Source organism: Achromobacter sp. 18P8.1.1 (assembly GCF_057799415.1).
Genome location: NZ_JBYOKH010000004.1, coordinates 14,011 through 40,688, shown reverse-complemented (window position 1 = coordinate 40,688; position 26,678 = coordinate 14,011). Strand labels below are relative to the sequence as shown.

The following is a 26,678-nucleotide window of genomic DNA, read 5'->3' as shown; positions in this document are numbered from 1 at the left end:
CAGCGGGACGTGGTTGAAGGTTGCCCGCACAAGTCCGATTGAAGACCGGTGCGGGCAATTCGCGGGATTGTAACGCGATCAGGCGGCTTTGGCCGCCAATTTGGTCTTGTACAGCCAGTCTTTGTAATCGTCCAGGTCCCCGTCGAAGGGACTGACGGCGCCATCGGCCACGATGATGAACTCATCGGTGGTCGCGCGCAGCAGGTGGCGATCGTGCGAGACCAGCATCAGCGTGCCTTCGAATTGCGCCAACGCCGTGGTCAGTGCTTCGCGCGTTTCCAGGTCCAGGTGGTTGGTGGGCTCGTCCAGCAGCAGCAGGTTGGGGCGTTGCCAGACGATCAGTGCCAGCGCCAGCCGGGCCTTTTCGCCGCCGGAGAACGGGGCGATGGAACTGGTGGCCATGTTGCCGTTGAAGTTGAAGCTGCCCAGGAAGTTGCGCAGTTCCTGTTCGCGCACGGTGGGCGCGATCTTCATCATGTGCCACAGTGGCGATTCGTCGTGGCGCAGCATTTCGACCTGATGCTGGGCGAAGTAGCCGATGGACAGGCCCTTGTTGAACTGCGTGTCGCCCGCCAGCGATTCGAGGTCGCCGGCGATGGTCTTGATGAAGGTGGACTTGCCCGCGCCGTTGATGCCCAGCAGCCCGATGCGCTGGCCCGCCTGCAACGAGAAATTGATGCCCGACACGATGATCTTGTCGGACACGGCTTGCGTGTCTTCGTCTTCGACGCGATAGCCCGCGCTGACCTTGTCCATCGTCAAGAGCGGGTTCGGCGCGCGCAGCGGTTCGCGGAATTCGAACGAGAATTCCGCGGCCGCGCGCAGCGGCGCCACTTCTTCCATGCGGGCCAGCGCCTTGATGCGGCTCTGCGCTTGGCGGGCCTTGCTGGCCTGGGCCTTGAAGCGGTCGATGAAGGACTGCAGGTGCGAGCGTTGGCGCATCTGTTTTTCCATCATGCCCTGGGCCAATTCCAGCTGGGCGGCACGTTGGCGCTCGAACGACGAGTAGTTGCCCGAGTAGCGCTTGAGCTTGCGTTCGTCGATGTGGACGATGACGTTCACCACGCCATCCAGGAAATCGCGATCGTGAGAGATGACGATGAGCGTGCCCGGATAGCGCTTGAGCCAGTCTTCGAGCCAGATGATCGCGTCCAGGTCCAAGTGGTTGGTGGGCTCGTCCAGCAGCAGCAGGTCGGACGGGCACATCAGCGCCTGAGCCAGGTTCAGGCGCATGCGCCAGCCGCCCGAGAAGCTCGTCAACGGCAGGTGCATCTGCGCTTGGGTGAAGCCCAGGCCGGTCAAGAGTTGTTCGGCGCGCGAGTGCACGGTATAGGCATCGGCGTCGGCCAGCGCGGCGTAGATATCGCCCATGCGCAGGCCGTTCTCGGCGCTTTCCGGTTCGGCTTCCAACGCCGCCAGTTCCGCTTCCAGTTTACGCAGCGTGACGTCGCCGTCGATCGCATATTCGATGGCGGGGCGGTCCAGCGCGGGGGTTTCCTGCGCCACATAGGCCATGCGCCAGCTGGACGGGTAGTCCAGGTCGCCCTGGTCTGCGTGCAGCGTGCCGCGCAGCAGGCCGAACAGGCTCGACTTGCCGGCGCCGTTGGCGCCGATCAGGCCGATCTTGTCGCCGGGGTTCAGCAGCAGGTCGACCTTGTCTAGCAAGGGCTTGACGCCGCGCATGAGTGAAACTTGTTGGAAGCGGATCATGAATCGTGTGGCTGGGGGTGGCGCGTCAGGCGCGCGGCAAGGCTCCCGCCACAAGGCGCGGCGCAAAAAAGGGAACCGGGGCGGGATCGCGCGCGAGGCTGGCGAACTGATGGGTGCAGTCGGGCGCGAAAGGCGAAATAGAAGGGCGGCCAATCGAAGCCGCCGTCCAGTCGTGGGCGCTATTGTACCGTGATGGCGGCGGCCAGCGCCAACAGGCGTTCGGCCTCGTGCGCGTGCAGGTTTTCCACCAGCGCGCCATCGACCACGGCCACGCCCTGGCCCGCGGCTTGCGCGGCGCGCCAGGCGTCCAGGCGCTTGCGGGCAGTGGCGAGTTCCGCTTCGGTGGGCGCGAACGCGTCGTTCGCGGCGGCGATCTGTTTGGGGTGGATCAGCGTCTTGCCGTCAAAGCCCTGGTCGCGTCCTTGGCGGCAGGCGGCGGCCAGGCCCGCGTCGTCCTGCAGGTCGAGGTGGACGCCGTCCAGCACCGCCAGGCCGTGCGCCCGGGCAGCCATCACGGCCATTGAACGCGCCAGCAGCGTTTCTTCGCGCGCCGGCGTGTGGCGTGCGTGCAGGTCCTTGACCAGATCGGAGGTGCCGACCACGATGGCAGCCAGCCGCGGATGCCCGCCCGCGATCGCATCCAGGCGCAGGAAGCCCAGCGGGGTTTCCGCCATGGCCCACAACGGCAGATCGGGTGGCGCGCCGGCGGCGTCCAACGCCTGCGCCAGTGCGGCAAGTTGGCCGGCGGATTGCACCTTGGGCAGCAACACCGCTTGCGCGCCGGCTTGCGCGATGGCGGCGACGTCGTCCTGGCCCCATGGTGTGTCCAGCGCATTGATGCGTACGATGCATTCGCGACGGCCGTAGCCGCCTTCGCGCAAGGCGCGCGCGACTTGTTCGCGGGCCGCGGCCTTGGCGTCGGGCGCGACGGCGTCCTCCAGATCCAGGATCAGCACATCGGCGTCCAGGCTGCGCGCTTTATCCAGCGCGCGCGCATTGGCGCCGGGCATGTAGAGAACGGAGCGGCGAGGGCGGATAGGTTGCGTCATAAGAGGCGTATCAGGGCTTGAGGTTGCCGACGATCTGTACTGGCGTGGTGCAGACATAGCCTACGCCATACACGGTGCGGATGCCCATGTCGCCGCCGGCTTGCGCGCGCAGCTTGCGGCGCAGGCGGTGCATGTGCGCATCCAGGCGGTGGGTGTCGTAAGCGTCGGCGCTGGCGCCCAGGGCTTCGACCAGACGGCCGCGCGACAGGGGCAGCGGTGCGGCCTGGATCAGCGCGCCGATCAGCCGGCTTTCGGTATCGGTGATGTCGACGCAGACCTGGTTGGGCGACATCAGTGTCCGGCGCGAAGGATCGAAGCGCCAGGCATCGGACTGCGCGTCGTTGGCATCGGCGGGCGGCACGACGCGCAGCCGACGCGACAGCGACACCAGGGTAGCGCCCAACTCAGCCAGGTTGACGGGCTTGGTCAGATAGTGGTCGGCGCCCAGGCTCAGGCCCGACACCTTGTCTTCGCTGAGCAGGCGGCCCGTCAGCATGATGATGCCCATTGACGGATAGGTCGTGCGCAGATGCGACACCCGGGTCAGTGCGTCGCCGTCGGGAAGCATGGCGTCCAGCACCAGGATGCCGGGCGTGACGGTCAGCAATAGCTGATCCAGCTCGGCCAGCGAGCCTGCGGTGAGGATGGCTTTGTCCAGGCCCAGGTCCTGGATGTATTCGGCGATGGTGTCGCGCCAGTCTCCATGGTCGTCGACGATGATGATCGTCACGGCGTCGTAGGCCACCGCGCTTGCACGCGAGGCGCTCCAACGGCAAGCACGCTTTTCGCTGTTGTCATGCTACGGCTTCTTATTTGGGGGGAGTCCGCTGCGGGCGGGTGCGCCGGCCAAGGGGCGCGATACGTTTTGTATCGTCGGCGCTTGCGGAGAATATCACTTCCCCGTTTGTGGCGGTGCGGCACGCGTGCGGGATGTCATCCGCTTGCGAAAGAAACCTGGTCTGGTCAAAAAATGCGCAGCCCCGTGCGCGGTCGCTTGAACGGCCAGCCATCGTGCAGACGGGCGTGTCTTATCCACAGAAATTGTGGATAAGACACGCCCGTCTGGCTCCATCCTATTTATGTAGGCAGGTATTCCACGGGTACGCCCTGCGGCACCTTGCGCATGCGGTCGCGCTCAATGCGCACGGCAGAGAAGCGCGTCTTGCGGGCGGCGGCATTTTGCAGCAGCACCGACAGCACGGCCCCCTTGTCCTGGATCCATTGCGTTTTGCCGCGCAGCAGCTTCATGGCGTTCTCGACGGTGCCCAGGCGGTACGACATCGCATTGATCTGCACCGAGGTCTTGCCGTTGAACGAGGCTGGTTCGTGCTCGGTGATGGCGGCGGCGTCCAGGTTGCTGCTTTCGTGGTCGACGCGATAGATGAACTTCAGGCCGCTGTGCGGGTCCTGCACCACCACGAGCTTGTCCGAGCCCGACACGTCGGACAGCATGCCGATGACCGGCGACTCGACCAACTGGTTGCCCCGCTGTTCTTCCGTGTAGAGAAATATGGTGTGGCGCGCCTGGGAGTCTGCGGCCGGGAGGAGGGGAGAAGAGTCCATACCTGACTTGAAAATGGCGGTGTGGGTATTGGGCGCCCGCGACCCGCCGGTCCTGCGATAACGGCCCCCGGTTCTAGTGAACGCGGAAACCGGCTGCGAAAAGAGCGTAATGCGCGCGGCGCTATTGCGGCCGGTGCAAGCGCGCCTTCAGGCGTGCCTTCACCGATGGCCAGTCCTCGTCGAGGATGGCGTAATAGACCATGTCACGGGTGCGTCCCGACTGCGCGATCAGGTGTTTGCGGAACACACCCTCTTCGACGCCGCCGATCCGGAGAATGGCTTGACGCGACTGCGCGTTGCTTAGCTCCGTCTTGAAGACGACGCGTATGATACCAATTGTTTCAAAAGCGTGCTGCAACAACAGGAATTTGGCTTCGGTATTGGCGCCAGAACGCTGGACGGCAGGCGTGAGCCACGTTGCCCCGATTTCCAGCCGTTTGTGCGCCAGCGCGATGTCCATGTAGCGCGTGGTGCCGATGATCTGCCCAGAGCTTTGCTGCACGATGACAAAAGGCAGACAGGCGCCGTCGCGCTGCCCGGCCAGCGCGCGCTCGACGTAACGCCGCATGTCGTCGGCGGTGGCGATGGGTTCGGGCTGCAAGCGCCAAAGCTCGGGATGCAGGCCGACGTGGGCCAACGCGTCGGCGTGCTCGATCGCCAGAGGTTCCAGGCGGACGACGCCGCCTTCAAGCGTGACGGGTTGCAGCAAGGGAAGGGGCATGTCGAAGTCCGGGAGCGGCCGTGTGCAGCGTTGGATTCTACGCTTGCCTCAGGCTTGCCGAACGCGGGCGCGTGGCGCAGAATCCGGCGCATGAAAACAGACGTCGTGGTTCTTGGGGCGGGCATCGTTGGGGTCAGCACCGCGCTGCATCTGGTGGCGCGCGGCCGTTCCGTGGTGCTTTTGGACCGACGCGGTCCGGGCGAGGAAACCAGTTACGGCAATGCCGGCCTGATCGAGCGCGCCAGCGTCATACCCTATGCGTTTCCGCGCGATTGGCGCAGCCTGTGGCGCTATGCGCGGAACAACACGCCGGACGTCAGCTATCACCCGCGCTTCTTGCCGCGCGTGGCGCCTTGGCTGCTGCGCTACTGGTGGCATTCGTCGCCGGCGCGGCTGGCCCGTGCGGCCGACGCGATGCTGCCGCTGATCGAGCGCAGCGTGGCCGAGCATGATGCCTTGAAGGACGACGCGCAGATCTCGCACCTGTTCCGCCGCAACGGCTGGATCGACGGTGTGCGCACCGAAGCCGGATTGGCGCGCGCCATCGCCGAGGCCGACGCGCTGACGCCCTACGGCTTGAACTACCGCGTATTGGACCGGCAGGCGCTGGCGGCGCTGGAGCCCTCGCTGTCTGCGCGGATGGTGGGCGCGGTCCATTGGCTGGACCCCGTCAACGTGTCGGATCCGGGCGCCGTGACGCGGGGCTACGCCACCTTGTTCCAGCAGCGTGGCGGGCAACTTGCCAGGGGCGACGCACGCAGCCTGAAGCCAGCCGCGGGCAAAGGCTGGCAGGTGCAGGGCGAGGATGGAGTGATCGAAGCGCGCGACGTGGTCGTGGCGTTGGGGCCGTGGTCGCCCGATGTCCTGCGTCCATTGGGCTATCGCATTCCAATGGCGGTCAAGCGGGGCTATCACCAGCACTTCGCGCTGGAGGACGGCGCGACCTTATCGCACCCGGTGGCGGATATCGACTGCGGATTCGTCGTAACGCCGATGACGTTGGGGGTGCGGCTGACGACGGGGGCGGAGTTCGCGGCGCGCGACGCGCCGCCGTCGCCCATCCAGGTCCAGCGGACGCGGGTGTTGGCCGGGCAGTTGCTGCCCTTGGGCGCGGCGGTGGAGCGCGAACCGTGGATGGGTTGCCGCCCCTGCATGCCGGACATGCGTCCGGTGATCGGGCCCGCGCTCCGGCACCCCGGGCTGTGGATGGCATTCGGCCATGCGCATCACGGCTTTACGCTTGGCCCGGTGACCGGCAAGCTGCTGGCCAGCCTGATCACGGGGCAGGCGCCGGATATGGATCCGGCGCCTTACGGCTTGCGCCGCTGACGCAGGATCAGGCCGAGGCCTTTTCGCGGCGTTTGCGCACGGCGAGCGCCAGGGTGTCCAGCACCGGTTCCGTCTGGGACCAGCCCAGGCAGGCGTCGGTGATCGATACGCCGCGGCGCAGCGGCTGGCCGGGCTTCAAGTCCTGGCGGCCTTCTTCAAGGTGGCTTTCGATCATGACGCCGGTGATGCGCGCATCGCCTTGGGCAAGCTGGGCGGCGATGTCGTTGGCCACGTCGATCTGGCGCAGGTGCGACTTGTTCGAGTTAGCGTGCGAGCAGTCGATCATGACCTGTTCGCGCTGGCCGGCGGCGCGCAGGGCGGCGCAACAGGCGTCCACGCTTGCGGCGTCGTAATTGGGGCCTTGCTTGCCGCCGCGCAGGATCACATGGGTGTCCTGGTTGCCGCGGGTTTCGAAGATGGCGGCCATGCCCATCTTGGTCATGCCCATGAAGGCGTGCTTGGCGCTGGCGGCCACCATGGCGTCCGCGGCGATCTGCACGCCGCCGTCGGTGCCGTTCTTGAAGCCCAACGGGCAGCTCAGGCCCGAGCTCAGCTGGCGGTGGCTGGGGCTTTCAGTGGTGCGCGCGCCGATGGCGCCCCAGGCGATCAGGTCGGCGATGTATTGCGGGCTGAGCAGGTCCAGGAACTCGGTGGCGATCGGCAATCCCAGGCCGCTGATGTCCAACAGCAGTTCGCGGGCGCGGCGCAGGCCTTCATTGATGCGGAAGCTGCCGTCCAGGCGCGGATCGTTGATATAACCCTTCCAGCCGACGGTGGTGCGGGGCTTTTCGAAATAGACGCGCATGACGATCAGCAGGTCTTTCTTGTGCTGGTCCACGGCGGCGCGCAACTGGCGGGCGTATTCCATCGCCTGCCCATGGTCATGGATGGAGCAGGGGCCGACCACGATCAGAAGGCGGTCGTCGCGGCCATGCAGCACGTCGGCGATCTGGGTGCGGCTGTCTTCGACCAGGGTCTGGATGGCAGGGGAAACGGGCAGTTCGTCCTGGAGCAGCGCAGGCGAAATCAGCGGACGCACGGCGCTGATGCGCGTGTCGTCGGTGCGCGTGTTGTCCTGGGTCGAGTCGGCCGTGCCGACCTCGCGGTCGTGCTGGGGGTCGTCAATGCGGGTCAAGGGATGCTCCGTGCCGTAGATGCGTAAAGACAGCCATTATCGCACCGGCGGCGCAGCGATGCGCCGGGCGGTGGGGGCCGTCTGGCCGAGTCCGGGCGTTGAGGGCGGCCGAACGGAGGCGGGCCTATCGGCGGAAGACGCTCCAAAACCTAAGCCTATCGGCACGGAAATGGCACTAAACCGTTCTTGATGACGACAGATCGGCTGCAGATGCCGTAGGATGGAGTCCACGGATTTCAAGCGGCCGCCTGCAAGGGCCCGCCCTATAAGCTAGGACGGAACGTAATGCCTAAAACCGACGCCGGAGCGGCTCGACGGATTCTTCTGGTTGAAGACCACCCGGTCGAGCGCGCTTACCTGCAGAACATGCTGTTGGCGTTGGGATATCGCCGGGTCGCCGGAGTAGGCAGCAGCACGGAAGCCGTGGGCGCGCTGGGCCGCCAGTTCTACGATCTGGTGATCAGCGACATCGTCATGGGCGATGGCGACGGCACGCATCTGCCCAATGAACTGCGGCGCCTGGTCGACGTCGGGCGGCTCAAAGCCATGCCGCCCATCATCTGGATCAGCAGCCTGAGTGACGAGCTGCTGCAGTCCCATGTGCGGCTTGCGCTGCAAGCGGGCTGTCCGTCGGCGCAGGCCTTGTCCAAACCCGTATCGCGCACGTCCATGCAGCAGGCGATCAAGACGGCGCTGCTGTCCGCCGATGACGTGATTTCGCCGCGCCAGCAATCCGTGCGGCGCGACGTGATCGAGGCCGAACTCGGGCGCGCCCTGATCACCGGCCTGGGCATGAGTGTGGTGCTGCAGCCGCAGATGAGCCTGGTGACGGGCCAGGTGCTGGCCGCCGAAGCGCTGTCGCGTTGGGATCACCCCGAACTGGGCCCCATTTCCGCGGCCGACTTCGTGCCGGCCGCGCATCGCCTGGGTATGGACCGGATGCTGTTCCTGCGGGTTGTAGACCGGGTTATCGAGGTATTGCAGCGCATGCATGCCGAGGACATCGCCGTGCCGATCGCCATCAATGCCTCGTCGTCCACGCTGTGCTCCCGCGACTTGCCCACGCTGCTGGAAAAGCGCGTGGCGCAGGCGGGGCTGCCGGCCCGCCTGGTGAAGATCGAACTGACCGAGGACGAACCCGTCAACGATTGGCTGGCGCTGTCGTCGGTGCTGAACCTGCTGCGGGTGCGGGGCTTTGAATTGGCGATGGACGATTTCGGCGCAGGCATCGCGTCGATGCGGCTGTTTTCCGCCATGCCGTTCACCGAATTGAAGATCGACCGAGACTTCATCGTGCACATGCATCGCGAAGCGGCCTCGCGGGCGGTGGTGGCCGCGGCCATCGAAATGGGCCGCGTGCTGGGGCGCCGCGTGGTGGCCGAAGGCGTGGAGCAGGACCGGGACGTGCAGCTGCTGCGCGAGCTCGGCTGCGACGTCGCGCAGGGCTACGGGCTGTCCATCCCGCTGGATGCCGAAGCGTTCATCGATTTCTGCCGCCGGCACTGAGGCCGGGCGGCAGCGGCCCGTTTCAGATGCCGGATACGTCGACGTCGCCCGGGTAATCCACCGAGAACTTCAGCACCGTCTCGCGCGATTTGCCGGGTTCCAGTTCCCATTCCCAGGCGAGCTTGCCGTCTTCTTCGCGCTTGACGTCGCGGTCGGCGGGCGACAGCAGCTTGACCACGATCTTCTCGTTGCGCGAGACCGGCAGGCGGTCCTTGAACACGAGCTGTTCCTTCGTGGCCTTATTGTTCTTGACCGTGATCTTGTACTCATAGGTCACGCGCTTGCCGCTGCCTGAAAACCCCGTGCTTTCAGTAAAGCGGTTCACCAACTGGCGTTTGATGGAAATGCCATCGTCCGCGCCCATGGCCAGTTCGACCTTTTCGCCAGGCATGACCGCCTTGATGCGGCTTGATGCCACGAAAGCGTCATCCAGGAAGGTATTCAGCGGGCCGGCCAGGAACGGGAAGTCCGTATTGTTGCTGGCTTGCGCGGTCAGGAAGACGGCCTCGCGCAGTGCGGGGGTGGACTGGTATTGCAGCGTGGCCGGCAGCTTTGCGGTTGCGATGGCGACACGTTGCGACGAGTTGTCCGAGGGCAGGGTGGCCGGATTCTTGATCTGGAACGAGGCACTGGTCGCCTCGTTCTGCATCTGGGCGGTGGACACTTCCACGGCTTCGGGCGCCGGTTCGGCCATGGCGGCGTCGGCGTAGGCTTCGGCGGCTGAACTCGGGCGCGAGCGCTTCATCGACATCTCGCTCGTGACGGGGGCCGGCGCGGCGACGGGGCGGGGCGGCCGAGGCGGCGGAGGCGGGGGCGCCACATCGATGATCCACGGTTGCAGGGGCGGCGCGCCGCCGCCCAGCGAAGGCCGTGCGGTGGACAAGGTCAGCTTGACGTTCTTCCAGTCTTCGCCGGTGTTCTGGCTGATGACGCCGAAGTAGCCCAGGTCCACGCTGCGGTCCGCCGGGCGCAGCCGGGCATCATAGGCAGGCGTCCAGCGGGCGCCGCCCACGGCATACGACACCGCCAGGTCCACCTTGCCCGCACGCGCCAGGTTCACGCGCAGCGTGACCGTCTTGGTGCGGCGGCTCAACTGCCCTTGCAGGACGTTCAATTGGTCGTGCAGCGCTTCTATTTCGCGTTCCAGCACGGTCTTGCGTTCGGCGACCTGGCGCAGGCTGGCCAGCGTCTTGCCCAGGCTGTCGGCGCTAAGCGTCTGGATCGCCTTCAATTCGTCCAGGGTCAGGCGGGCGCCCTCCTTGGCGGGTTCAGTCGCGCCGCGCTGCATCATCAGGACCAGCTCGCGCTGGTTGTCCAGCACGGCGGCTTCGTCGTCCAGTTCGGCTTGCTGGGCCTCGAGCTTGCGCAATTGCTCCTGCAGCGCGCGGACCCGTTCGTTGGCGGTGTCGGCCTGGTAGGCGTCACGTACCTTGACGTCCAGCAGCGAGGCTTGGCCGGTGCTCTTGGCCGACACTTGCAGCGAACTCTCCTGCAACGTGACCGGCAGGTTCTCCAGCACCAGTTCGTGTTCGCCGGCGGCAAGCTCGCTGCTGGCCGACCGGGTCACCACCGCGCGGTCTTGATAGACCGTCACTGCGCCAATCGAGGAAGCCAACCCGGCGGCTGCGCCCAAGCCGGGAATCGTTGCGATGGCCAAGGCCAGAAGGGTACGTCGCACTAAGTCACCTGTAGGAAGGTTGAGGTCGGCAAGGCTGCGGCCCGGTTCAGGGACGGATCGCCGATAGCGCGACAATTTACTCCGCGTCTTCCTAGCCGGCTTTACAGAAGATGACAAAAGCGACAGGGCGATACCGCCCCATTTTTACGCCGGCGCTCAAGCCCGTTCGGGGTGGGCCAGGCGACGCAACATGTCGACGGCGTTGACGGCCGCGATCGAACGGTCGTGGCGCCGGTAGGCCATGTCCAGCAAGGCGTGCGGGGCGTCGCCGGCGATGGGCCGGTACTCGATGCCTTCGGCGCCCATGTGGCGCATCGCCGCGGGCACGACCGAGATCCCGACGCCGGCGGCGACCAGGCTGACGATGGACGCCATCTGCGGCGCCTCCTGGATCACACGCGGGGCGAATCCCGCCCGCTGGCAGGCGGATTGGATGGCGTCGTACAGCCCTGCGCCGATGGGGCGCGGATACAGCACGAAATCCTGGTCGGCCAGCGCTGCGATGGGCACGCTGGCCAGGCGGCTCAAGGGATGGTCGGGCGGCAGGGCGACCAGCATCGGCTCGTCCAGCACTCGCTCGGATTCGAATTCGGCGTCCAATAGGTAGGGCGGACGCACGAAGGCGACGTCCACCTCGCCCAGCCGCAGGCCACGCAACAGCGAAATGGTGTTGCCCTCCGTGAGCGTGACGCGCACATCGGGATAGCGGTCGCGGAAGGCGCGGATGGCGCGCGGCAGGTAAGGGTGGAACACGGCCGATGCGGTGAACCCCACGGTGAGGGCGCCGCGTTCGCCGCGGCCAAGCCGGCGGGCGGTGTCGATGGCACGGTCGGCGCTTGCCAGGATGGCGCGGGCGTCCTCCAGGAACTGGACGCCGGCCTCGGTCATTTCCACCCCTCGCGGCAGACGCAGGAACAGCGGCGTGCCGATTTCGCGTTCCAGCTGCTGGATCTGCTGGCTGAGCGGCGGTTGCCCGATGCCCAGACGGGCGGCCGCGCGGGTGAAGTGCAGTTCTTCGGCGACGGCGGTGAAATAGCGCAGGTGGCGGAGTTCCATCGGTTTAAAGTATGGGCTCTGTGAGTTTCATATATTGGACATATGCAGGGGAAAAGTCTACTTTGATGGGGCGGGCTCTACGCCCGATGCCTTTCGAGAATCCTGATGTCTACCCCCTCCGCCAATCCTTCCTTCCCGGCCCCCACCGACTATCTTGCCCGGGGCACGCCCGGGTTGCGCCGTGCGCAATGGGCGCTGTTCGCTGCCGGCTTTTCCACCTTTTCCCTGCTGTATTGCGTGCAGCCGCTGATGCCGCTGTTCACCCACGCGTTCGGCGTGTCGCCCGCGCAAAGCAGCCTGGTCCTGTCGCTGTGCACGGGGCTGCTGGCCGTGGCGATTTTCTTTGTGGGGCTGTTCTCGCAATCGCTGCCGCGCAAGCGGGTGATGGCGCTGTCCTTGGTCGCGTCGGCCGTGCTGGGCACGATCGCGGCGGTGGCACCGGATTGGCACAGCCTGCTGGCGCTGCGCGCCTTGCAAGGCGTGGCGATGGGCGGCGTGCCGGCGGTGGCGATGGCCTATCTGGCCGAAGAGGTCGAACCGGACACGCTGGGCTTCGTCATGGGCCTGTACATCAGCGGCAGCGCCTTCGGCGGCCTGTCAGGCCGCGTCATCACGGGCTTGGTGTCCGACCACTTCGGCTGGCGGGCGGCGATGGGCACGCTGGGCTTGCTGGGCATTGTGGCCGCCGTGTTGTTCGTCTGGCTGCTGCCGCCTTCGCGCCGCTTTGCGCCGCAACGCGGCCGGGGCTGGGCGGGCGTGGCGGGCGACGTGCGCGCTGGCGTCAGCGCCCATCTGAAGAACGGCCCGCTGTGCGCGTTGTTCGCGATGGGCGGCTTGCTGATGGGCGCATTCGTCACGCTCTATAACTATGTGGGCTTCCGGCTGCTGCTGCCGCCGTTTTCGCTGAGCCAGACCTTCATTGGCTTCATCTTCGTCGTGTATCTGGTGGGAATTTTCGCGTCGACGTTCTTCGGCCGGCTTGCCGACCGCCATGGCCGGGGCACGATGCTGTCCGCGGCCACGGGCCTGGCGCTGGCCGGCCTGCTGCTGACGCTGTCGGACTCGTTGCCCGTGCTGATCGCCGGCATCGTCCTCTTCACGTTCGGCTTTTTCGCGGCGCATGCGGTGGCCAGCGGGTGGGTCGGGCAGATGGCGCGCGGCTACAAGGCGCTGGCAGCGTCGCTGTACCTGCTGGTGTACTACGTGGGGTCCAGCGTGCTGGGCGCCTGGGGCGGCCATTTCTGGGTCTCCAGCCAATGGCCGGGCGTGGCGGCGATGGCGGGCGGCCTGCTCACGCTGGCGCTCGTGATCAGCGCGGGGCTCGCCTGGCGCACGGGCGGCAGCACCAAGCGCGCAACGGCCATCGTCGGCGAGTCCTCCTGAGGGTGCTAGGGCAGTCGGGCTGCCTGCGGTTCGGGGGGCCGTGCGGCGACCGTTCGCGCCGCAAGGGTGGCGTCGATGCCCTGGCTTAGCGCCGACAGCAGCAGGTGCGGCGCCAGGTCAAGCTGCGCCAGCAGCACGCTGCATCGCGACATCTTGATCAGGTCGTCGTGGGACAGGGCGGCCAACCACTGGCAGGCATGCGCCGATATCTGCAGGCCGGCCATCGCCGGCGCATTGCCGGTGCGGGCCAGGCGCTGCAACAGCAGCAGATACATCAGGTTGGTCTCGTGGATATCGCGCAGAAGTTCGGTGGAATTCGGCATCGGGCATCCCTGACTTCGATGATTCCGCCCGTCGGCCGCGGCCGGAGCGGAAGGGCGCGTGGCGTCCTCGTGGGAACGCCTATTCCAAGCCCGGGGCGGGCTTGCGAGCCGGTAGAGTCTGTCGATCATATTTAAGCGATTCGGACGCGTCAGTTATGGATTTCCCTGTGCGCGCTTCGGATATAAGGTCATTTTCTAAAAACGACGCATTCTCATTTATAATTGCCCGCATGCCAAGTGGCGCGTTGCGGGGTTCTCCTGCACGTAGCGCCCTGGTAGCTGTTTCAACCGAGGCCTGCGATGACTTCCTCTTCCCTAGACCGCCAGACGCTGCAGCGTGAACATGCGGCGCTGCTTGCCGCTTACGGCCAGGCGCAATCGCATTGCAGCCAGCTACTCAGTGCGCAGGCGGCGCGGATCCTGCATCTGGAAGCCGAAGCGATGCGCCTGCGCGCCGCAGTGATCCAGCGGGATACCGCGCTGGCCTGGGCGCGCGAAGACCATCGCGCGTTGGAAGGATCCATACCGGGCCTGCCCAAGCGGGTGGCGCTGGCGCGGCGGGTCACGCAACTGATGGAACGCATCCAGTGCCTCATGCGCGAGCGGCTGGCCTGGCAGGACCGCGCCAGCCAGGCGCGGGCGCGACCCGTCGAACGGTTGGCAGAAGCCGTGGCGTCGCCACCGGCCGTGACGGCGGTGGCCCTGCGCCAGAAATCCGTGCTCTGCGTGGGCGAAGACGCCATGGCCTTGATGTTGACGCGCAAGGTCGTTGAACTTGCCGGCGGCCGTTACCTGGGCCACAGTGGCGAAGGCGACGCGGACGGCGCGACGTTGGAAGCCAGCCTGGTCGCAGCCGACCTGGTCATTTGCCAGACGGGGTGCGTCAGCCACGGTGCATACTGGCGCGTCAAGGACCACTGCACCCGCACCGGCAAGCAGTGCGTGCTGGTCGACAAGCCCGAGGCGCTGAACGCCTTGCGTCTGGACGGGGAGCCTGCGTTCGAGCAGGAACGGTAGCGTCGCGTTACCGAGCGTTTCCGCAAGGCGACGCCGCCCCGCAATACAGTAGGCGTTGGCAAAGGGGCAAACATGTTGAAAAAACAAGATCGCGTAGCCCTCCCTTGGACGGATACGCTTGCCCGTCTGGAAGACGAACGCATCATGCTGCAGCGGATTGCCGCAGGCATGCCGCTGCCGCACGTGCTGGAGCACGTGCTGCACGCTATCGAGGCGCAATCCAGCGTCGAATTACGTGCGGCGATCGCCTTGATCGACGATACCGGGACGTTCCTGTTGCATGCGGCGGCACCCAGCCTGCCTGCCGCGTTCAACGTGGCCGTGCAGCGCACGCCGATCGGGCCGCACATGGCGTCCTGGGGCACGGCGGCGTATGCCGGCAGTGCGGTCTATGTGGAGGACATCGCCTCGCATCCCGATTGGGAGCGCTGGCGAGACCTGGCCTTGGCCCACGGATTACGGGCGTGCTGGTCCACGCCGATCAAGGCGCCGGACGGGCGCCTGCTTGGCGTGTTCTCGAACTATTACAGCGCCGTGCGCTCGCCCTCGGCCGACGATATCGACGCCATTGCGCTCGTGACGCGCAGTGCCGCGTTGGCCATCGAGCGTCACCTGACCGACGCCGCGCTGCGCGCGAGCGGCGAGCGCTGGCGCGCCATGTTCGACGGCATGCAGGAAGCCTTCTTCCTGAGCGAGGCGCTGCGCGACGACAGCGGGCGCATCGTGGACTTCCGTTTTCTGGAGGTGAACCCGGCCTTCGAGCGCCAAAGCGGCATGCGCGAAGGCGACACGCTGGGCCATACGCTGCGCGAAATGATCCCGGGGGTGCCCGGCCAGATCATGGACGCGTTCGCCCAGGTGGTGGAAACGGGTGAGCCGACCCAGTTCGAGTTCGCCGTGCCGGCGCCCAAGGAGGCCTGGTACGAGGCCCGCGCACGCAAGGACGGCGACGACCGCATGATGGCGTTGTTCCTGGACGTTACCGCACGCAAGGCGGCCGAGACGGAACTGTGGGAGGGGCAGCACCGGAAGAATTTCCTGCTGTCCTTGGGCGACCGCATGCGTGAACTGCATCACCAGTTGGAAATCGAACGCGCCGCCTGCGAAGGGCTGGGCCAGCATCTTTCACTGGGCCTGGTGGCCGTGGTGGACTGGCCCGGCGACGATGCGGCGGCGGTGTCGCCGTCCACGTGCTGGCGGTCCGAGGGGGACCGGGCCACGCAGCCGGCGCTTGGGCCCGGGCAGTTCGGGGAAGAGTTCAAGGCGGCGCTGCGCAAGGGCCGCACCGCCTACGTGGAACCGCTGTTGGCCGATCCAGGCGGCGAAGTCCGGCCCTCTGCGATTGTGGTGCCCATGCGCCGCTGGGGGCGGCAGGGGGCCGCGCTGGTGGTGCGCCCGCAGTCCACCAGCCGGCTCAAGGCCGGCGATCTTACCTTCATTGAAGAAGTCACGGAACGCATGTGCGATGCCGTCGAGCGGTCGCAATACGCTCGGACGCTCGAGCAACGGGTCGAACACGCCATTGCCGAGCGGGATCGCATCTGGCGCCTGTCGCCGGAGCTGCTTGCCGTGGTCGACGCGCAAGAGCGCTTCGTCAGCGTCAATCCCGCGGTGCGCCCCATCCTGGGCTGGACTCCGGAGCAGTTCATCTCCATGGGGCTGGCCGAGCTGGTGCACCCGGACGACCAGGCGGCCACGCGCACCGCCATTGCGAAGGCCGCGCATGCGGACCCGGCGCAAGCGGTGCGGCACATGGAGAACCGGTTGCTGGCACGCGGCGGCACCTATCGCTGGATCACCTGGAGCATGTCGTGGTCGCAAGACAGCCTATATATGACAGGCCGGGACGATACTGATCTGAAGGCGCAGGCCGAGATGCTGCGGGATACCGAGCAGGCGTTGCGGCAGTCGCAGAAGATGGAAGCGGTCGGGCGCCTGACGGGGGGGATTGCGCACGACTTCAACAATATGCTCCAGGGCATTACCGGCGCCTTGTACCTGATCAAGCGCAAGCTGGACGCCGACACGCCCGAGCAGGCCGAGCGCTTCATCAACGTGGCGATGGACTCCGCGAACCGGGCGGCGCATTTGACGCAACGGTTGCTGACCTTTTCGCGGCGCCAGCCCATTGACCCCAAGCCGTTCACCGTGGCATCGACGCTGCAGTCGATGGCGGACCTGTTCCATCGCTACACGGGCGAGCGCGTACGCCTGCTCTTCGATCTGGATCCGGCACTCTGGACGGTGCGATGCGACAAGAACCAGTTCGAGAACGCTTTGCTGAATCTGGTGATCAACGCGTGCGATGCCATGCCCAATGGCGGCGCTTTGACCATCGCCGGATCGAACCAGTCCATGGATGCGATGCGTTTGCGCCAGTTTCCCGGCTTGAAAGCCGGCGACTTCGTGGAAGTCTCGGTGTCGGACGTTGGTTGCGGCATGCCGCCAGACGTGTTGGCCCATGCCTTTGATCCGTTCTTCACCACCAAGCCGTTGGGGGAAGGCACGGGCTTGGGGCTTTCGATGATCTATGGTTTTGCCAAACAGGCCGGCGGCATGGCCACGCTGGAAAGTGCAGTCAGCCAGGGGACGACGGTCAGGCTGTTCCTGCCTCGGTACGACGGCGCGCCCGATGCCGCAGCACGGCAGGAGCCTTCTGCCCAGCAGGTGCCGGGCGGCGGGCGGCCGTCCGTGGTAGTCCTGGTGGAAGACGACGACAATGTGCGCGACATGGTGCACGAATGCCTGGCCGAACTGGGCATGCGAGTGCTGACCGCGGCCGATGGAGAGGCCGGACTGGAGCTGGTGCTGGGCACCTCGGGCATCGATCTGCTGGTGACGGACGTTGGGCTGCCGGCTCTGAACGGCAGGCAGTTGGCGGATGCCGCGCGGGCGGCGCATCCCGGGTTGAAAGTGCTGCTGATGACCGGGTACGCCGAAAGTGCGGCGCATGACCGGGGATTCCTGGAACAGGGGATGGAACTGATCGTGAAGCCGTTCTCGCTGGATGCGTTGGGTGAAAGGGTGCAACACATGCTGGCCGAGTCCCGCGACGCGGTGCCGGGTGGCGCAGGCCAGGCGTAGCGCGGGCGATGGGATGCCAGGGTTGCAAAGGCAGGTAAAAAATACCCGTCCGGACGCGCCGGGCGGGGGGTTACGCAGGCAGGCGGGCAGCGGGAGGGCTATCCAAGGGACGGGAACGGGACTTGCGTACAAGTCCATGCATTCCAACCAAGGAGTCTGACTATGAAAACCCGTGCCATGACTTGCGCTTTTGTACTGCTGACGGGCCTGACGTCCGCCGGCGCCGCGATGGCCCAGTCGGCCAGCCCGACTACGCCGTCTTCCACGCCGAATGACGCCTCCGCCGCCCAGCCGAACCGCCCCTTGCCGGCGGGTCAGATGGCGCCTGCGCCTAATGCGACGCCCTCTACGGGGACCACCGCGCCCGCGATGCAACATAGCGGCACCATGTCTTCGGGCAAGAAGCACTCCGATGAAACGCCCAAGCGTCCTCGCGAAGCCAACGACAATGTGCCGCGCACGCCGGCCGCTGGCGCCGCACCCCCTCCGGGGTACCCGAACACGGGCGGTTCGAAGTAAGAGCGCCCAAGGCCTGGCTGCCCGTAAGGGGCAGCCATAAAAAGAAGGCTTCCGCAGGGAAGCCTTCTTTGCGTGCGGTACCGACCGGCAACGGCTAGTGCTGGCGGCGCAGCTCCGCCGGCGGCACCCGCAGTTGCCCGCGGTATTTGGAGACGGTGCGACGCGCCAGCAGGATGCCGCTGGCCGCCAGTTGCTGGGTCAACGCCACATCGGACAAGGGCATGGTGGGGTCTTCGGCGTCGACCATTTCCTTGATCAGCGCCCGCACGGCGGCGGCCGAGCATGAGCCGCCCGATTCGGTGGCCAGTTCTCGGGAAAAGAAGTGGCGGAATTCAAATACGCCGCGTGGCGTCACCATGTACTTGCCGACGGTTGCTCGCGATACCGTGGACTCGTGCATGTCGAGATCGTCGGCCACTTCCCGCAGCATCAGCGGGCGCAGCGCCACCTCGCCGTATTCGAAGAATGTCTGCTGCCGCTTGACGATGGCCTCGGCGACACGCTGGATGGTGGTGTAGCGCTGTTCCACATTGCGCACCAGCCAGCGCGCCTCCTGCAACTCTTGAGCCATCGGGCTGCGGTCGTCCAGGCGGGCGCGGCGGAACAGGTCGGCATAGGTGCGGTGCAGGCGCGCTTGCGGCATCGCATTTCGGTTGGGCAGCACGCGCCAGCGGGCGTGCCATTTATCCACGAACACATCCGGCACGACGTACACCGGCGCTTCCGCGCTGTAGCGGGCGCCCGGTTTGGGATCCAGGCTGCGGATCAGCGCGCACGCCTCGCGCAGCGCGTCGTCGGAACATTCCAGCAGACGGCGTAGTCCCACGCAGTCGTTCTTGCCCAGGCGGTCCAGATGCTCGCGCACGATGCGCAGCGCCAGATCGCGGGTTGCCGCGTCGACTGCCCGCGCTGCCAGGAGTTGCAGGGTCAGGCATTCCGTGAGGTCTCGTGCGCCCAGTCCGGGCGCATCCAGTTGCTGCACCAGGCGCAGCGCGGCCGTCCATTCCCCGTCATTGGGCGGGGGATTGAATTCAGGCCGATCCGCACTGCAAAGGCTGCCCAGCGGAACGCGCAGATAGCCGTCGTCATCCAGGGCATCGATGATGAATTCCGCCAACAGCCGATCACGGGGCTCCAGGTGATAGTTGCCGAGATCCTGCGACAGGCGCTCCCGCATCGATAGGGATGCGCTGGCCCATTGGCCCAGGTCCTTGCCTTCGCCGGAGCCGGACGACGGCATGGGATAGTCGCCGGAATAGGCGGGGGCGTCGGGGGGCGCTTCTTCGTTGTCAGCGCTTGGGGTGGTCGTGTGCTCCGCCGGCGCATCAGCGTGCTCGCCGTGGCCGACGGGCCGCATGTCCGGCCCATTGTCGGCGGTCTCGCTATCCTGCTCGTCGCCATCTTCAAGAAAGGGATTGGTGGCCAGCGCATGCTCCACCGCGGTCGTGAATTCAAGCGCCGACATTTGCAGCAGCTTGACGGACTGCTGAAGCCGGGGCGCCAGCGTCATCTGCTGTCGCAGGCGCAATTCTTGCGTAGGGTGGCCCAATCGAGTCTCCTTGCCGGGAGCCGCCGGAAGGCGGCGCATCCTTGATACTCAAGCAAACTCCATGCCAGGTGGGTTTGCGGGCGAGTATCGGGAGGAGGGCGGCTGCCGGCGGAGACGCTATTACAAGCCGGCGGTAAGAACTGCTCAGCGGTCCGCCAAGCCTTCCTTGTCGTAGACGTCCAGTCGGTTGTAGAGGGTCTTCAGGCTGACGCCCAACGTGTCCGCGGCCAGTCGCTTGTCGCCGTCATGATGCGCGAGCGTAGCCAGGATGAATTCGCGTTGCGCCCGGCCCAGCGGCATGCCCACCGGGAAGCTCAACGCGCCGTCGCGCATTTCCGTTCGCTGGCGGGCCGGGACGCGCGCCAGCAGATCGGTGTCCAGTTGCGTATCAGACAGGATGAACGCGCGCTGCACGACGTTACGCAATTCCCGGACGTTGCCGGGCCAGTCGTGCTGCAGGATCGCCTCCAGCATCGGCTTGGAAAACGTCTTCTGCGTCCGGTGTTGGGCGTTGAGCGTCTCCAGGAACCGGTGCGCCAGGATCAGCGCGTCGTCTCCGCGCTCGCGTAAAGGCGGCACGCGCAGCGGGATGACCAGCAAACGGTGAAGGAAGTCCTGGCGCATGCGGCCTTCGGCGACGGAGGCCGCGGGATCCCGGTTGCTGGCGCAAATGATGCGGACATTGGCACGCAGCAGGTCTGAACCCCCCACGCGCTGGTAAGTCCCTGCCTCCAGGACGCGCAGAAAATGCACCTGCATGTCAGGCGGCATTTCGGTGACCTCGTCCAGGAACAGGGTGCCGCCGCTGGCGTATTCGAAATAGCCTGCGTTCTGGGCCAGGGCGCCGGTAAAACTGCCCTTTTCGTGGCCGAACAGTTCGGCATGGGCAAGCGTGCCGCTGATGGCGCCACAGTTCACGGCGACAAAAGGCTGATTGCGTCGTTCGCTGGCGTCATGGATCGCGCGCGCAACGATTTCTTTACCGGCGCCGCTTTCTCCCACGATGAAGACGCTGGCATCCGTGGATGCCGCCAGTTGCAACTGGGCGCCCAGCTTCTGCATGACCGGCGACAGGCCGGTGACGTCCATCGGGGGGGCGGGGGACACAACCGCGTCCTCACGCCCGGTGGTAGTGCGATTTGCCATGCTGATACCTCGGCCCGCCGGGGGGCTATCGCGATTCACTAATCGTAGTGGCGGGGTGGGCGCAGGAATGCGACCAGTTGCAAGTATTCGAAAACTTTAGTGGACAGTATCGAATGTTTACGCATGGCGCCGCCAGAGTGACTATTCTCATTGCTATAAGAATGCGCGGCGCGGACGTCCTGCCGCGTATCGCCCTATGGAGAAGTTAATGCCTCATTTGCTGATCGTCGACGATGACGACGCGATACGAGAGACCTTGGCCGAGTTGGGCCGCGACAGCGGTTTCTCGGTTGCGGTGGCGGCTAGCGTCAAGGACGCGTTCATACAGCTGGAGCGGCAGGCGCCGGACCTGGTGCTGACCGACGTCCGGCTGCCCGGTGGGAACGGCATGGACATTTTCAAGAATGTCGCCGCAGCCAGCGCGGAAGTGGTGGTGATGACGGGGCATGGCACGGTGGACTATGCCGTCCAGGCGTTGCGCTTGGGGGCCACCGACTTCCTGGTCAAGCCGATCTGCATGGAACGGTTGAACGCCATCCTGACGCGCGTTGTCTCCAATGCCGGCGGTGACCTGCCTGGCATGCCCTTCGAGGAAGCCGGACGCTTCGGCAAGCTGTATGGCGCGTCAGACTGCATGACCGCGCTGTACCGCCAGATCGGGCGCGTCGCGCCCACCAATGTCACGACCTTGCTGATCGGCGAAAGCGGCACCGGCAAAGAGCTCGCCGCCCACGCGATCCACGAACTCAGCACGCGTCGCCAGCGCCCGTTCATTGCGGTGAACTGCGGCGCCATCTCGCCCAACCTGATCGAAAGTGAAATGTTCGGCCACGAACGCGGCAGTTTTACCGGGGCCGACCGGCAGCACAAGGGCTATTTCGAGCGCGCCGATGGCGGCACCTTGTTTCTGGACGAAGTGACCGAAATGCCACTGGACTTGCAGGTCAAGCTGCTGCGGGTGCTGGAGACCGGACAGTTCATGCGGGTGGGGACCAACCGGGAGATCGGCTGCGACATCCGCATCGTTGCCGCGACCAACCGCAATCCTGAACAGGCCGTGCAGGATGGCAAGCTGCGTGAAGACCTGTATTACCGCCTGAGCGTTTTCCCCATCGAACTGCCCCCGCTGCGTGAACGCGGCGACGACATCCTGTTCCTGGCGCAGCGCTTCTTGCAGGCGCAAAACCAGGAAACCGGCAAGAACAAGGTGTTCTCGCCGCAGGCCGCCGAGGCGCTGATGCAATACGAATGGCCGGGCAATGTACGCGAGCTCAAGAACTTTGTGCGGCGCGCCTTCATCATGGCCGACGGCGACGTGTTGGATGTGGATATGCTGGCGCCGCACGTCTCGCCGGGTGGCGATGCAGCGACCGGACAGGTCAGCGTGCCGGTGGGCGAGACCCTGGCCGAGGCCGACCGGCGCTTGATTCTGGCCACGCTTGCACGCTGCAATGGCGTCAAGAAGCAAACCGCGGCGATGCTTGGCATCAGCCCCAAGACGCTCTACAACCGTCTCGAGGAATACGCGGCCGCAGGGTACGTCATGCCCGGCGAGGCCGGATCAGGCGAAGCCCGCGACGCGGGGTAAGGGTAGCGCGGCCGGGCTAGGGCCCGGCGCGCGCCTTCCGCCGGGGGGTATTACTTGCCGTAGCGGGTCTTCAAGTCAGCGACGCAAGCGTCCTTGGCGTTGCCGGACATCGCGTCGCACTTTTCCTTGCCGACTTTGTAATCGGCATCGTTGCGCGTTTTGGCGGCGTCATGATTGGCTTCCGCCTTTTCCTTGCCAGCCTTGGCGTCGGCCTTCGCCTTGTCGCGGTTGGCTTCTGCCTGCTGCTGGCAGACGTCCTTCTGGTTGCCCTTCATACCGTCGCATTGCTTTTTATCCATCTTGTACTGGTTGTCGATCTGGTCGCTGCTGCGTACCGGCGTGGTTTGCGCGGAGGCCTGGAACGCCAGGGCGGACAGGCACAGGGCGATAGCGGGGCAAACGGTTCTGGACAGATTCATGACTGACTCCTTTGGGTAAGGGCCCGGTGTGAGGCGGGCCTGCACACCCCCTAAGCAAGCGGCGTTCCCGGCCCCCCGGGCACGCCGCTTGCGCCGCCCATCCGCGCATCAACGGCAACATGGAGAGCAAGATGACACAGCCCACTGCACAGAAGCCGGCCAAGCCCGAGGCGAACACACCGAACGACCAGACGGACGCCGCCCACCGTAGCGGCCAGTTCGGCGCGGACGAGCCCGAGGTCGCCAAGAATCCGCCGGCCAAGCGGCCGGCGGACAAGACGCCCAACACCAAGGGGCCGCAATTCGAAGAGGGAGGGGAGTATCCCGGCAAGCGGCCGGGCGGAAAATAAGGTGCCAGGCCCCGATCAGTCCGGGGCCTCCGCCAAGCGGAAGAGCAGCACCACGCAATGCAGGGCGGCCAAGCCGATCAGCCCTTGCACGGCGCGGGTCGCCACCGTGTACGGCAGGACTTTCGCGAATACGTCCAGGTTGACGGCGGCAATCAGGCCGCAGTTCAACCCGCCCGCCACGACGGCGATCAGCGCCAGCCAATCGAGTCGCGACAGTTCACGCCCGCGTGGATCGCCGCTTGCGGCAGTTTCTGCGCCAGGGTTAGAAAAAAATTCACTGTCGCCAGAAACGTCCAGGGTTTTGTCATGGGTCGTGGCCACTGTGCCCCCACCGAATCCGAGGGGCGCGCGTGCGGGTTCGGACTCAGCCGACAGGGAGTCAGCCGCCATTGCGCACCGGATTGGGCGCTGAACGGGAAATGCCGGCCTCGTCGGCGCCGGTAACGCGGTCCGGCGCGATGTCGCTGCCATCGTCGTCGCGGACATCCGGTTCGACGCTTTCGCGTTCACCGGTTGCCTGCGAATCGCTATCGGAATGCGCCAGGCCGGGCGGCAGGTCGCTGGCTGAATCGGATGAATCGCTGGGACCCAGATCGGGGCGGCCATTGTCGTTCGGGTCCGGCAAGCCAACGGGAAAATCGGGGGCGGGGGTGCGGGGCATGGCGGTCTCCGGGTAGGGGTGAAGCGCAGCACCCGGACGGGTGTGCGCACGCCCTACAGCAAGCGCCGTGCCTTCGCGTGACGGGCATGCGAGTTGCTGCGCCAAGTCATACATCCATCCGGGAGAACGTCATGTCCTTGATTGTCGCCGCACGTTTCCAGACATTCGACCAAGCCACCGTGGCCGCGCAGAAGCTCTTTGCCGAGGGTTTCACGGAAGACGACGTGCATACGTTCTATATCAACTCCGCAGGCGAGCACGGGCGCTATCCCTTGGGCGGCGATCGGGTGGCAGACCCCGATGCGAAGGGTGGCCACCTGGGCGCCGTGGCAGGCGCATCGGCGCTGGGATTGCTGTTTGCGCTGGTGGGCGGCCTGATCGCGGCACAGATTGCGGCATCTATCTTCATCGTCATCGCTGCAGCGGGCGTAGGCGCCTACCTGGGCGCGTTGGCGGGCGCGCTGTGGATCGTCGGGCGGGACAAGCGCCGGGGGAAGTCCACGCTCCACCCGCAAGCAATGCATCCTGCCATTCGCCCGGCCGGCGTGATGCTGGCGCTGCATGTTCCAGTGGGGAAGGAGGCGCTGGCGCGGCAGGTATTGCGCGAATCCGGCGGCCGCGACATCGAACGTGCACAGGGGCGCTGGTTGAACGGGAAGTGGGAGGATTTCGACCCTTTGACGCCGCCCCAGCACGTCGAGGCACCCACCTCCGTCACCTGACGGGTCAGTCGCCGGCGCTGCCTGTAATGGGCAGCACGATACCGGTGATGTAGCTGGCGCACACGGGAGACGCCAGGAATACATAGGCGGGAGAAATTTCTTCGGGTTGTGCCGGCCGGCCCAGGTCGGTGTGCTTGCCGAATTCCTTGATGGCCTTAGGGCTTTGGTCCGCCGGGTTCAGGGGCGTCCAGACGGGGCCAGGCGCCACGGCGTTCACGCGGATCCCCTGGTCCGCCAGGTTCGCCGCCAGCGAACGGGTAAAGGCATGGATCGCGCCTTTCGTGGACGAATAATCCAGCAGCTTGGCGCTGCCGCGAAGTCCCGTCACTGAGCCCGTATTGATGATGGAGGCGCCCGCCTTCAGATGGGGCAACGCCGCCCGGGCCATGTAGAAGTAGGCGGTGATGTTGGTGCGCAGCGTCTTGTCCCATTTGTCGTCGCTGATCTCGGTCAGCGTATCGGTGTGCTGCTGGTAGGCCGCGTTGTTCACCAGGACGTCCAGCTTGCCGAAGGCTTTTACCACCTGGGCCACGGCGTCCTTGCAGAAGGTCGCGTCCTGCACATCGCCCGGAATCAGCAGGCAGCGCCGGCCTTCGGCCTCGACCGCGCGCCGGGTGTCCTCCGCGTCTTTGTGTTCATTCAGATAAATGACCGCGACGTCCGCGCCTTCACGCGCGAACAGCACGCTGACGGCACGGCCGATACCCGAATCCCCGCCGGTGACAAGGGTGGCCATATCCTGCAGTTTGGCGCTGCCTGAATAGCCGGGGGCCTGATATTGGGGCTTGAGCGCCATATCGGCTTCGTTGCCGGGCTTCTCAAGATGTTGACCCGGCATGGGCGGGGTGGGATGGGGACGGTCGCCGGTGCTGGCGCTGGGGGTTTTGCTCATGCGATGCTCCTCGAAGCTGGCGCGCAAGGCGCGCGGTGGGGTTCAAGGACGCAATTGCTGTTCCTGGCACAGCGTTTTATTACAGGGGTGGAGCTTTGGGCACGCGGCTTGCGGGGCCTGCCGTGGGCGTCGTCCCAGGCGCCGTTATTCCAACCACGCGATGAAAAGTGAGAGAGCCATGAACAAGGACCAGGTGAAGGGCAAAGTCAACGAAGCCGTCGGCAAGGCGAAGGAAGTCGCCGGCAAGGCCACCGGCAGCACGTCCACCGAACTGAAGGGGACCGCGCAGAAGGTGGCCGGCAAGACGCAGGCCGCTTACGGGGATGCCAAGGAAAAGGCGCAAAAGCCGGGCTGACGCCCGGCACGGGCCGGCTGGCGCGGCTATTGGCGTCCGACGATGACGCCGAATAGGAAAGCTGCGCCGGCCACCAGTCCGACCGCTTGCCATGGCCGGGCATGGATGTATTCCTCGGTGCAGTCGATCGTTTCACGCATCAGGTCGCCCGCATTCTCCGAGGCGTCACGCAGGCTGCGCCGCGTGGCGGTTAACTGGTCCGACAGCCGGGCCTTCAGCGCGTCCAGATCCGTCGGGTCGGCGTCGCGCAACGTCGCCTCGATTTCATCGATCCAACTTTCCGGATGGCGCGCGCGTCTGCGCGACCCACGATTGTCCGGGCCGTTCTCGGGAAAGTCGGAAGGCAGAGGTGTGTTCGTAGAGGCCATCAGAAAGCTCCTGGCAATCGGGCGGGGATTCCACCAGCGCGGACCGGCCCGTACGGCCGCGTGGCGTGTCGGGGCGCTAGGCCTCGAGCATGTCTTGGCAGGCCAGCGTGCAAGCCAGGCAAGCGCCGGCGCAGATCTGGCAGTGCTCCATGTCCTGATGCGGCGTGCATGCCCGCGCGCAGGCATCGCAAACCAAGGCGCACAAAGTACATAACGCGGTAGAAAACTCCCCGTTGCGGGCCAGCATGGCGGCGCACAGGCGGCACACGCTGGCGCAGTCCGTGGCCAGGCTGATGCAGCGCTTCATGCGCGTAGCATTGATTTCCAGGCTGGTCGCGGCGCACTGGTCGCAAGCCACCGCGCATTCATAGCAGGCTTGCACACATTGCTCGAAGTTTGGGTCTCGCATTGCATCTCCTTGTGAGTTCCCGTGGCCGTCGGCAAAGGCATGCCCGGCCGGCCCGGGCACATCCGCTTGCAATTTGAAGGTACTGCGAGTGCTTTATCGCGGCCGCTGGCCGTAGGATGGAAAATCGAAACCTGGCAGGAGATACC

Annotated in this window: 27 protein-coding genes; 10 read left to right on the top strand and 17 right to left on the bottom strand. The window is 65.9% G+C overall.

From position 1 onward, the window contains the following. Nucleotides 1–78: 78 nt before the first annotated feature. From AC27VE_RS04520 to AC27VE_RS04500, 5 genes are all read right to left on the bottom strand, one after another. Nucleotides 79–1,710 (bottom strand): ATP-binding cassette domain-containing protein, encoded by a 1,632-nt coding sequence (locus AC27VE_RS04520; RefSeq protein WP_081533934.1) that lies wholly within the window; start codon nt 1,708–1,710, stop codon nt 79–81. A gap of 179 nt (nt 1,711–1,889) precedes the next feature. Next, nucleotides 1,890–2,759 (bottom strand): HpcH/HpaI aldolase/citrate lyase family protein, encoded by an 870-nt coding sequence (locus AC27VE_RS04515; protein WP_488703164.1) that lies wholly within the window; start codon nt 2,757–2,759, stop codon nt 1,890–1,892. Nucleotides 2,760–2,769: 10 nt separating this feature from the next. Continuing rightward, nucleotides 2,770–3,489 carry a response regulator transcription factor gene (locus AC27VE_RS04510; protein ID WP_488703216.1) on the bottom strand — a complete coding sequence of 240 codons (720 nt, stop codon included), beginning with the start codon at nt 3,487–3,489 and terminating at the stop codon, nt 2,770–2,772. A 347-nt stretch (nt 3,490–3,836) separates the two neighbouring features. After that, complete coding sequence (locus AC27VE_RS04505; protein ID WP_488703163.1) at nt 3,837–4,322, bottom strand: hypothetical protein; 486 nt, start codon at nt 4,320–4,322, stop codon at nt 3,837–3,839. Nucleotides 4,323–4,443: 121 nt separating this feature from the next. Beyond that, entirely contained in the window at nt 4,444–5,043 is a 600-nt protein-coding gene (locus AC27VE_RS04500) for a GNAT family N-acetyltransferase (RefSeq protein WP_488703162.1), read from the bottom strand. A gap of 90 nt (nt 5,044–5,133) precedes the next feature. Here AC27VE_RS04500 and AC27VE_RS04495 point away from each other — a divergent pair, with 90 nt between their 5' ends. Next, on the top strand, nt 5,134–6,372 hold the full coding sequence (locus AC27VE_RS04495) for an NAD(P)/FAD-dependent oxidoreductase (RefSeq protein WP_488703161.1): 1,239 nt from the start codon (nt 5,134–5,136) through the stop codon (nt 6,370–6,372). Nucleotides 6,373–6,379: 7 nt separating this feature from the next. On the opposite strand, the gene AC27VE_RS04490 is transcribed toward AC27VE_RS04495, so the two are convergent. Next, the gene (locus tag AC27VE_RS04490) at nt 6,380–7,507 is read right to left on the bottom strand and encodes a 3-deoxy-7-phosphoheptulonate synthase (protein WP_006222136.1); all 1,128 of its coding nucleotides are present in this window, start codon (nt 7,505–7,507) and stop codon (nt 6,380–6,382) included. Nucleotides 7,508–7,792: 285 nt separating this feature from the next. On the opposite strand from AC27VE_RS04490, the gene AC27VE_RS04485 reads away from it, so the two are divergent. Further along, a complete protein-coding gene (locus AC27VE_RS04485; protein ID WP_488703160.1) occupies nt 7,793–9,013 on the top strand; it encodes an EAL domain-containing response regulator in 1,221 nt (406 codons plus the stop codon). Nucleotides 9,014–9,035: 22 nt separating this feature from the next. On the opposite strand, the gene AC27VE_RS04480 is transcribed toward AC27VE_RS04485, so the two are convergent. Both AC27VE_RS04480 and AC27VE_RS04475 read right to left on the bottom strand, forming a co-directional pair. Beyond that, nucleotides 9,036–10,691, bottom strand: a complete 1,656-nt coding sequence (locus AC27VE_RS04480) for a mucoidy inhibitor MuiA family protein (RefSeq protein WP_427960104.1) — start codon at nt 10,689–10,691, stop codon at nt 9,036–9,038. Between the two features lie 156 nt (nt 10,692–10,847). Continuing rightward, the gene (locus tag AC27VE_RS04475) at nt 10,848–11,747 is read right to left on the bottom strand and encodes a LysR family transcriptional regulator (RefSeq protein ID WP_424625312.1); all 900 of its coding nucleotides are present in this window, start codon (nt 11,745–11,747) and stop codon (nt 10,848–10,850) included. 105 nt (nt 11,748–11,852) lie between these two features. Here AC27VE_RS04475 and AC27VE_RS04470 point away from each other — a divergent pair, with 105 nt between their 5' ends. Further along, nucleotides 11,853–13,130, top strand: coding sequence for an MFS transporter (locus AC27VE_RS04470; RefSeq protein ID WP_488703159.1), 1,278 nt, complete (start codon nt 11,853–11,855; stop codon nt 13,128–13,130). Between the two features lie 5 nt (nt 13,131–13,135). Here the strand turns inward: AC27VE_RS04470 and AC27VE_RS04465 are convergent, their stop codons facing one another. Next, nucleotides 13,136–13,453, bottom strand: coding sequence for a flagellar transcriptional regulator FlhD (locus tag AC27VE_RS04465; protein WP_315129915.1), 318 nt, complete (start codon nt 13,451–13,453; stop codon nt 13,136–13,138). Between the two features lie 300 nt (nt 13,454–13,753). On the opposite strand from AC27VE_RS04465, the gene AC27VE_RS04460 reads away from it, so the two are divergent. The 3 genes from AC27VE_RS04460 (at nt 13,754) to AC27VE_RS04450 (ending at nt 18,073) form a co-directional block, all read left to right on the top strand. Next, on the top strand, nt 13,754–14,470 hold the full coding sequence (locus AC27VE_RS04460) for a DUF2325 domain-containing protein (RefSeq protein ID WP_315129916.1): 717 nt from the start codon (nt 13,754–13,756) through the stop codon (nt 14,468–14,470). Between the two features lie 72 nt (nt 14,471–14,542). Then, a complete protein-coding gene (locus tag AC27VE_RS04455; protein WP_488703158.1) occupies nt 14,543–17,554 on the top strand; it encodes a PAS domain-containing protein in 3,012 nt (1,003 codons plus the stop codon). Nucleotides 17,555–17,716: 162 nt separating this feature from the next. Beyond that, nucleotides 17,717–18,073 carry a hypothetical protein gene (locus tag AC27VE_RS04450; protein ID WP_488703157.1) on the top strand — a complete coding sequence of 119 codons (357 nt, stop codon included), beginning with the start codon at nt 17,717–17,719 and terminating at the stop codon, nt 18,071–18,073. A gap of 94 nt (nt 18,074–18,167) precedes the next feature. Here AC27VE_RS04450 and AC27VE_RS04445 read toward each other — a convergent pair whose 3' ends face one another. Together AC27VE_RS04445 and AC27VE_RS04440 are read right to left on the bottom strand one after the other, a co-directional pair. Further along, nucleotides 18,168–19,622 carry an RNA polymerase factor sigma-54 gene (locus AC27VE_RS04445; RefSeq protein WP_488703156.1) on the bottom strand — a complete coding sequence of 485 codons (1,455 nt, stop codon included), beginning with the start codon at nt 19,620–19,622 and terminating at the stop codon, nt 18,168–18,170. A 144-nt stretch (nt 19,623–19,766) separates the two neighbouring features. Then, nucleotides 19,767–20,768: a sigma-54 interaction domain-containing protein gene (locus AC27VE_RS04440; RefSeq protein ID WP_488703155.1), complete on the bottom strand. Its 1,002-nt coding sequence runs from the start codon at nt 20,766–20,768 to the stop codon at nt 19,767–19,769. A gap of 208 nt (nt 20,769–20,976) precedes the next feature. Between AC27VE_RS04440 and AC27VE_RS04435 the strand changes: the two genes are divergently transcribed. Next, on the top strand, nt 20,977–22,356 hold the full coding sequence (locus AC27VE_RS04435) for a sigma-54-dependent transcriptional regulator (protein ID WP_488703154.1): 1,380 nt from the start codon (nt 20,977–20,979) through the stop codon (nt 22,354–22,356). 50 nt (nt 22,357–22,406) lie between these two features. On the opposite strand, the gene AC27VE_RS04430 is transcribed toward AC27VE_RS04435, so the two are convergent. Further along, a complete protein-coding gene (locus tag AC27VE_RS04430; RefSeq protein WP_427957808.1) occupies nt 22,407–22,775 on the bottom strand; it encodes a hypothetical protein in 369 nt (122 codons plus the stop codon). Between the two features lie 131 nt (nt 22,776–22,906). On the opposite strand from AC27VE_RS04430, the gene AC27VE_RS04425 reads away from it, so the two are divergent. Continuing rightward, nucleotides 22,907–23,125: a hypothetical protein gene (locus tag AC27VE_RS04425; RefSeq protein WP_427957810.1), complete on the top strand. Its 219-nt coding sequence runs from the start codon at nt 22,907–22,909 to the stop codon at nt 23,123–23,125. A 15-nt stretch (nt 23,126–23,140) separates the two neighbouring features. On the opposite strand, the gene AC27VE_RS04420 is transcribed toward AC27VE_RS04425, so the two are convergent. Further along, nucleotides 23,141–23,446, bottom strand: coding sequence for a DUF378 domain-containing protein (locus AC27VE_RS04420; protein ID WP_488703153.1), 306 nt, complete (start codon nt 23,444–23,446; stop codon nt 23,141–23,143). 58 nt (nt 23,447–23,504) lie between these two features. Beyond that, on the bottom strand, nt 23,505–23,786 hold the full coding sequence (locus AC27VE_RS04415) for a hypothetical protein (protein ID WP_488703152.1): 282 nt from the start codon (nt 23,784–23,786) through the stop codon (nt 23,505–23,507). A 131-nt stretch (nt 23,787–23,917) separates the two neighbouring features. On the opposite strand from AC27VE_RS04415, the gene AC27VE_RS04410 reads away from it, so the two are divergent. Continuing rightward, complete coding sequence (locus AC27VE_RS04410) at nt 23,918–24,508, top strand: hypothetical protein (RefSeq protein WP_315129923.1); 591 nt, start codon at nt 23,918–23,920, stop codon at nt 24,506–24,508. A gap of 4 nt (nt 24,509–24,512) precedes the next feature. Here AC27VE_RS04410 and AC27VE_RS04405 read toward each other — a convergent pair whose 3' ends face one another. Continuing rightward, the gene (locus AC27VE_RS04405) at nt 24,513–25,400 is read right to left on the bottom strand and encodes an SDR family oxidoreductase (protein WP_488703151.1); all 888 of its coding nucleotides are present in this window, start codon (nt 25,398–25,400) and stop codon (nt 24,513–24,515) included. A gap of 178 nt (nt 25,401–25,578) precedes the next feature. Here AC27VE_RS04405 and AC27VE_RS04400 point away from each other — a divergent pair, with 178 nt between their 5' ends. Continuing rightward, nucleotides 25,579–25,755 carry a CsbD family protein gene (locus tag AC27VE_RS04400; protein ID WP_006222117.1) on the top strand — a complete coding sequence of 59 codons (177 nt, stop codon included), beginning with the start codon at nt 25,579–25,581 and terminating at the stop codon, nt 25,753–25,755. Nucleotides 25,756–25,781: 26 nt separating this feature from the next. Here the strand turns inward: AC27VE_RS04400 and AC27VE_RS04395 are convergent, their stop codons facing one another. Next, nucleotides 25,782–26,123, bottom strand: coding sequence for an ElaB/YgaM/YqjD family protein (locus AC27VE_RS04395; RefSeq protein ID WP_315129925.1), 342 nt, complete (start codon nt 26,121–26,123; stop codon nt 25,782–25,784). Nucleotides 26,124–26,199: 76 nt separating this feature from the next. Next, a complete protein-coding gene (locus AC27VE_RS04390) occupies nt 26,200–26,532 on the bottom strand; it encodes a four-helix bundle copper-binding protein (protein WP_006222115.1) in 333 nt (110 codons plus the stop codon). Nucleotides 26,533–26,678: the final 146 nt, after the last annotated feature.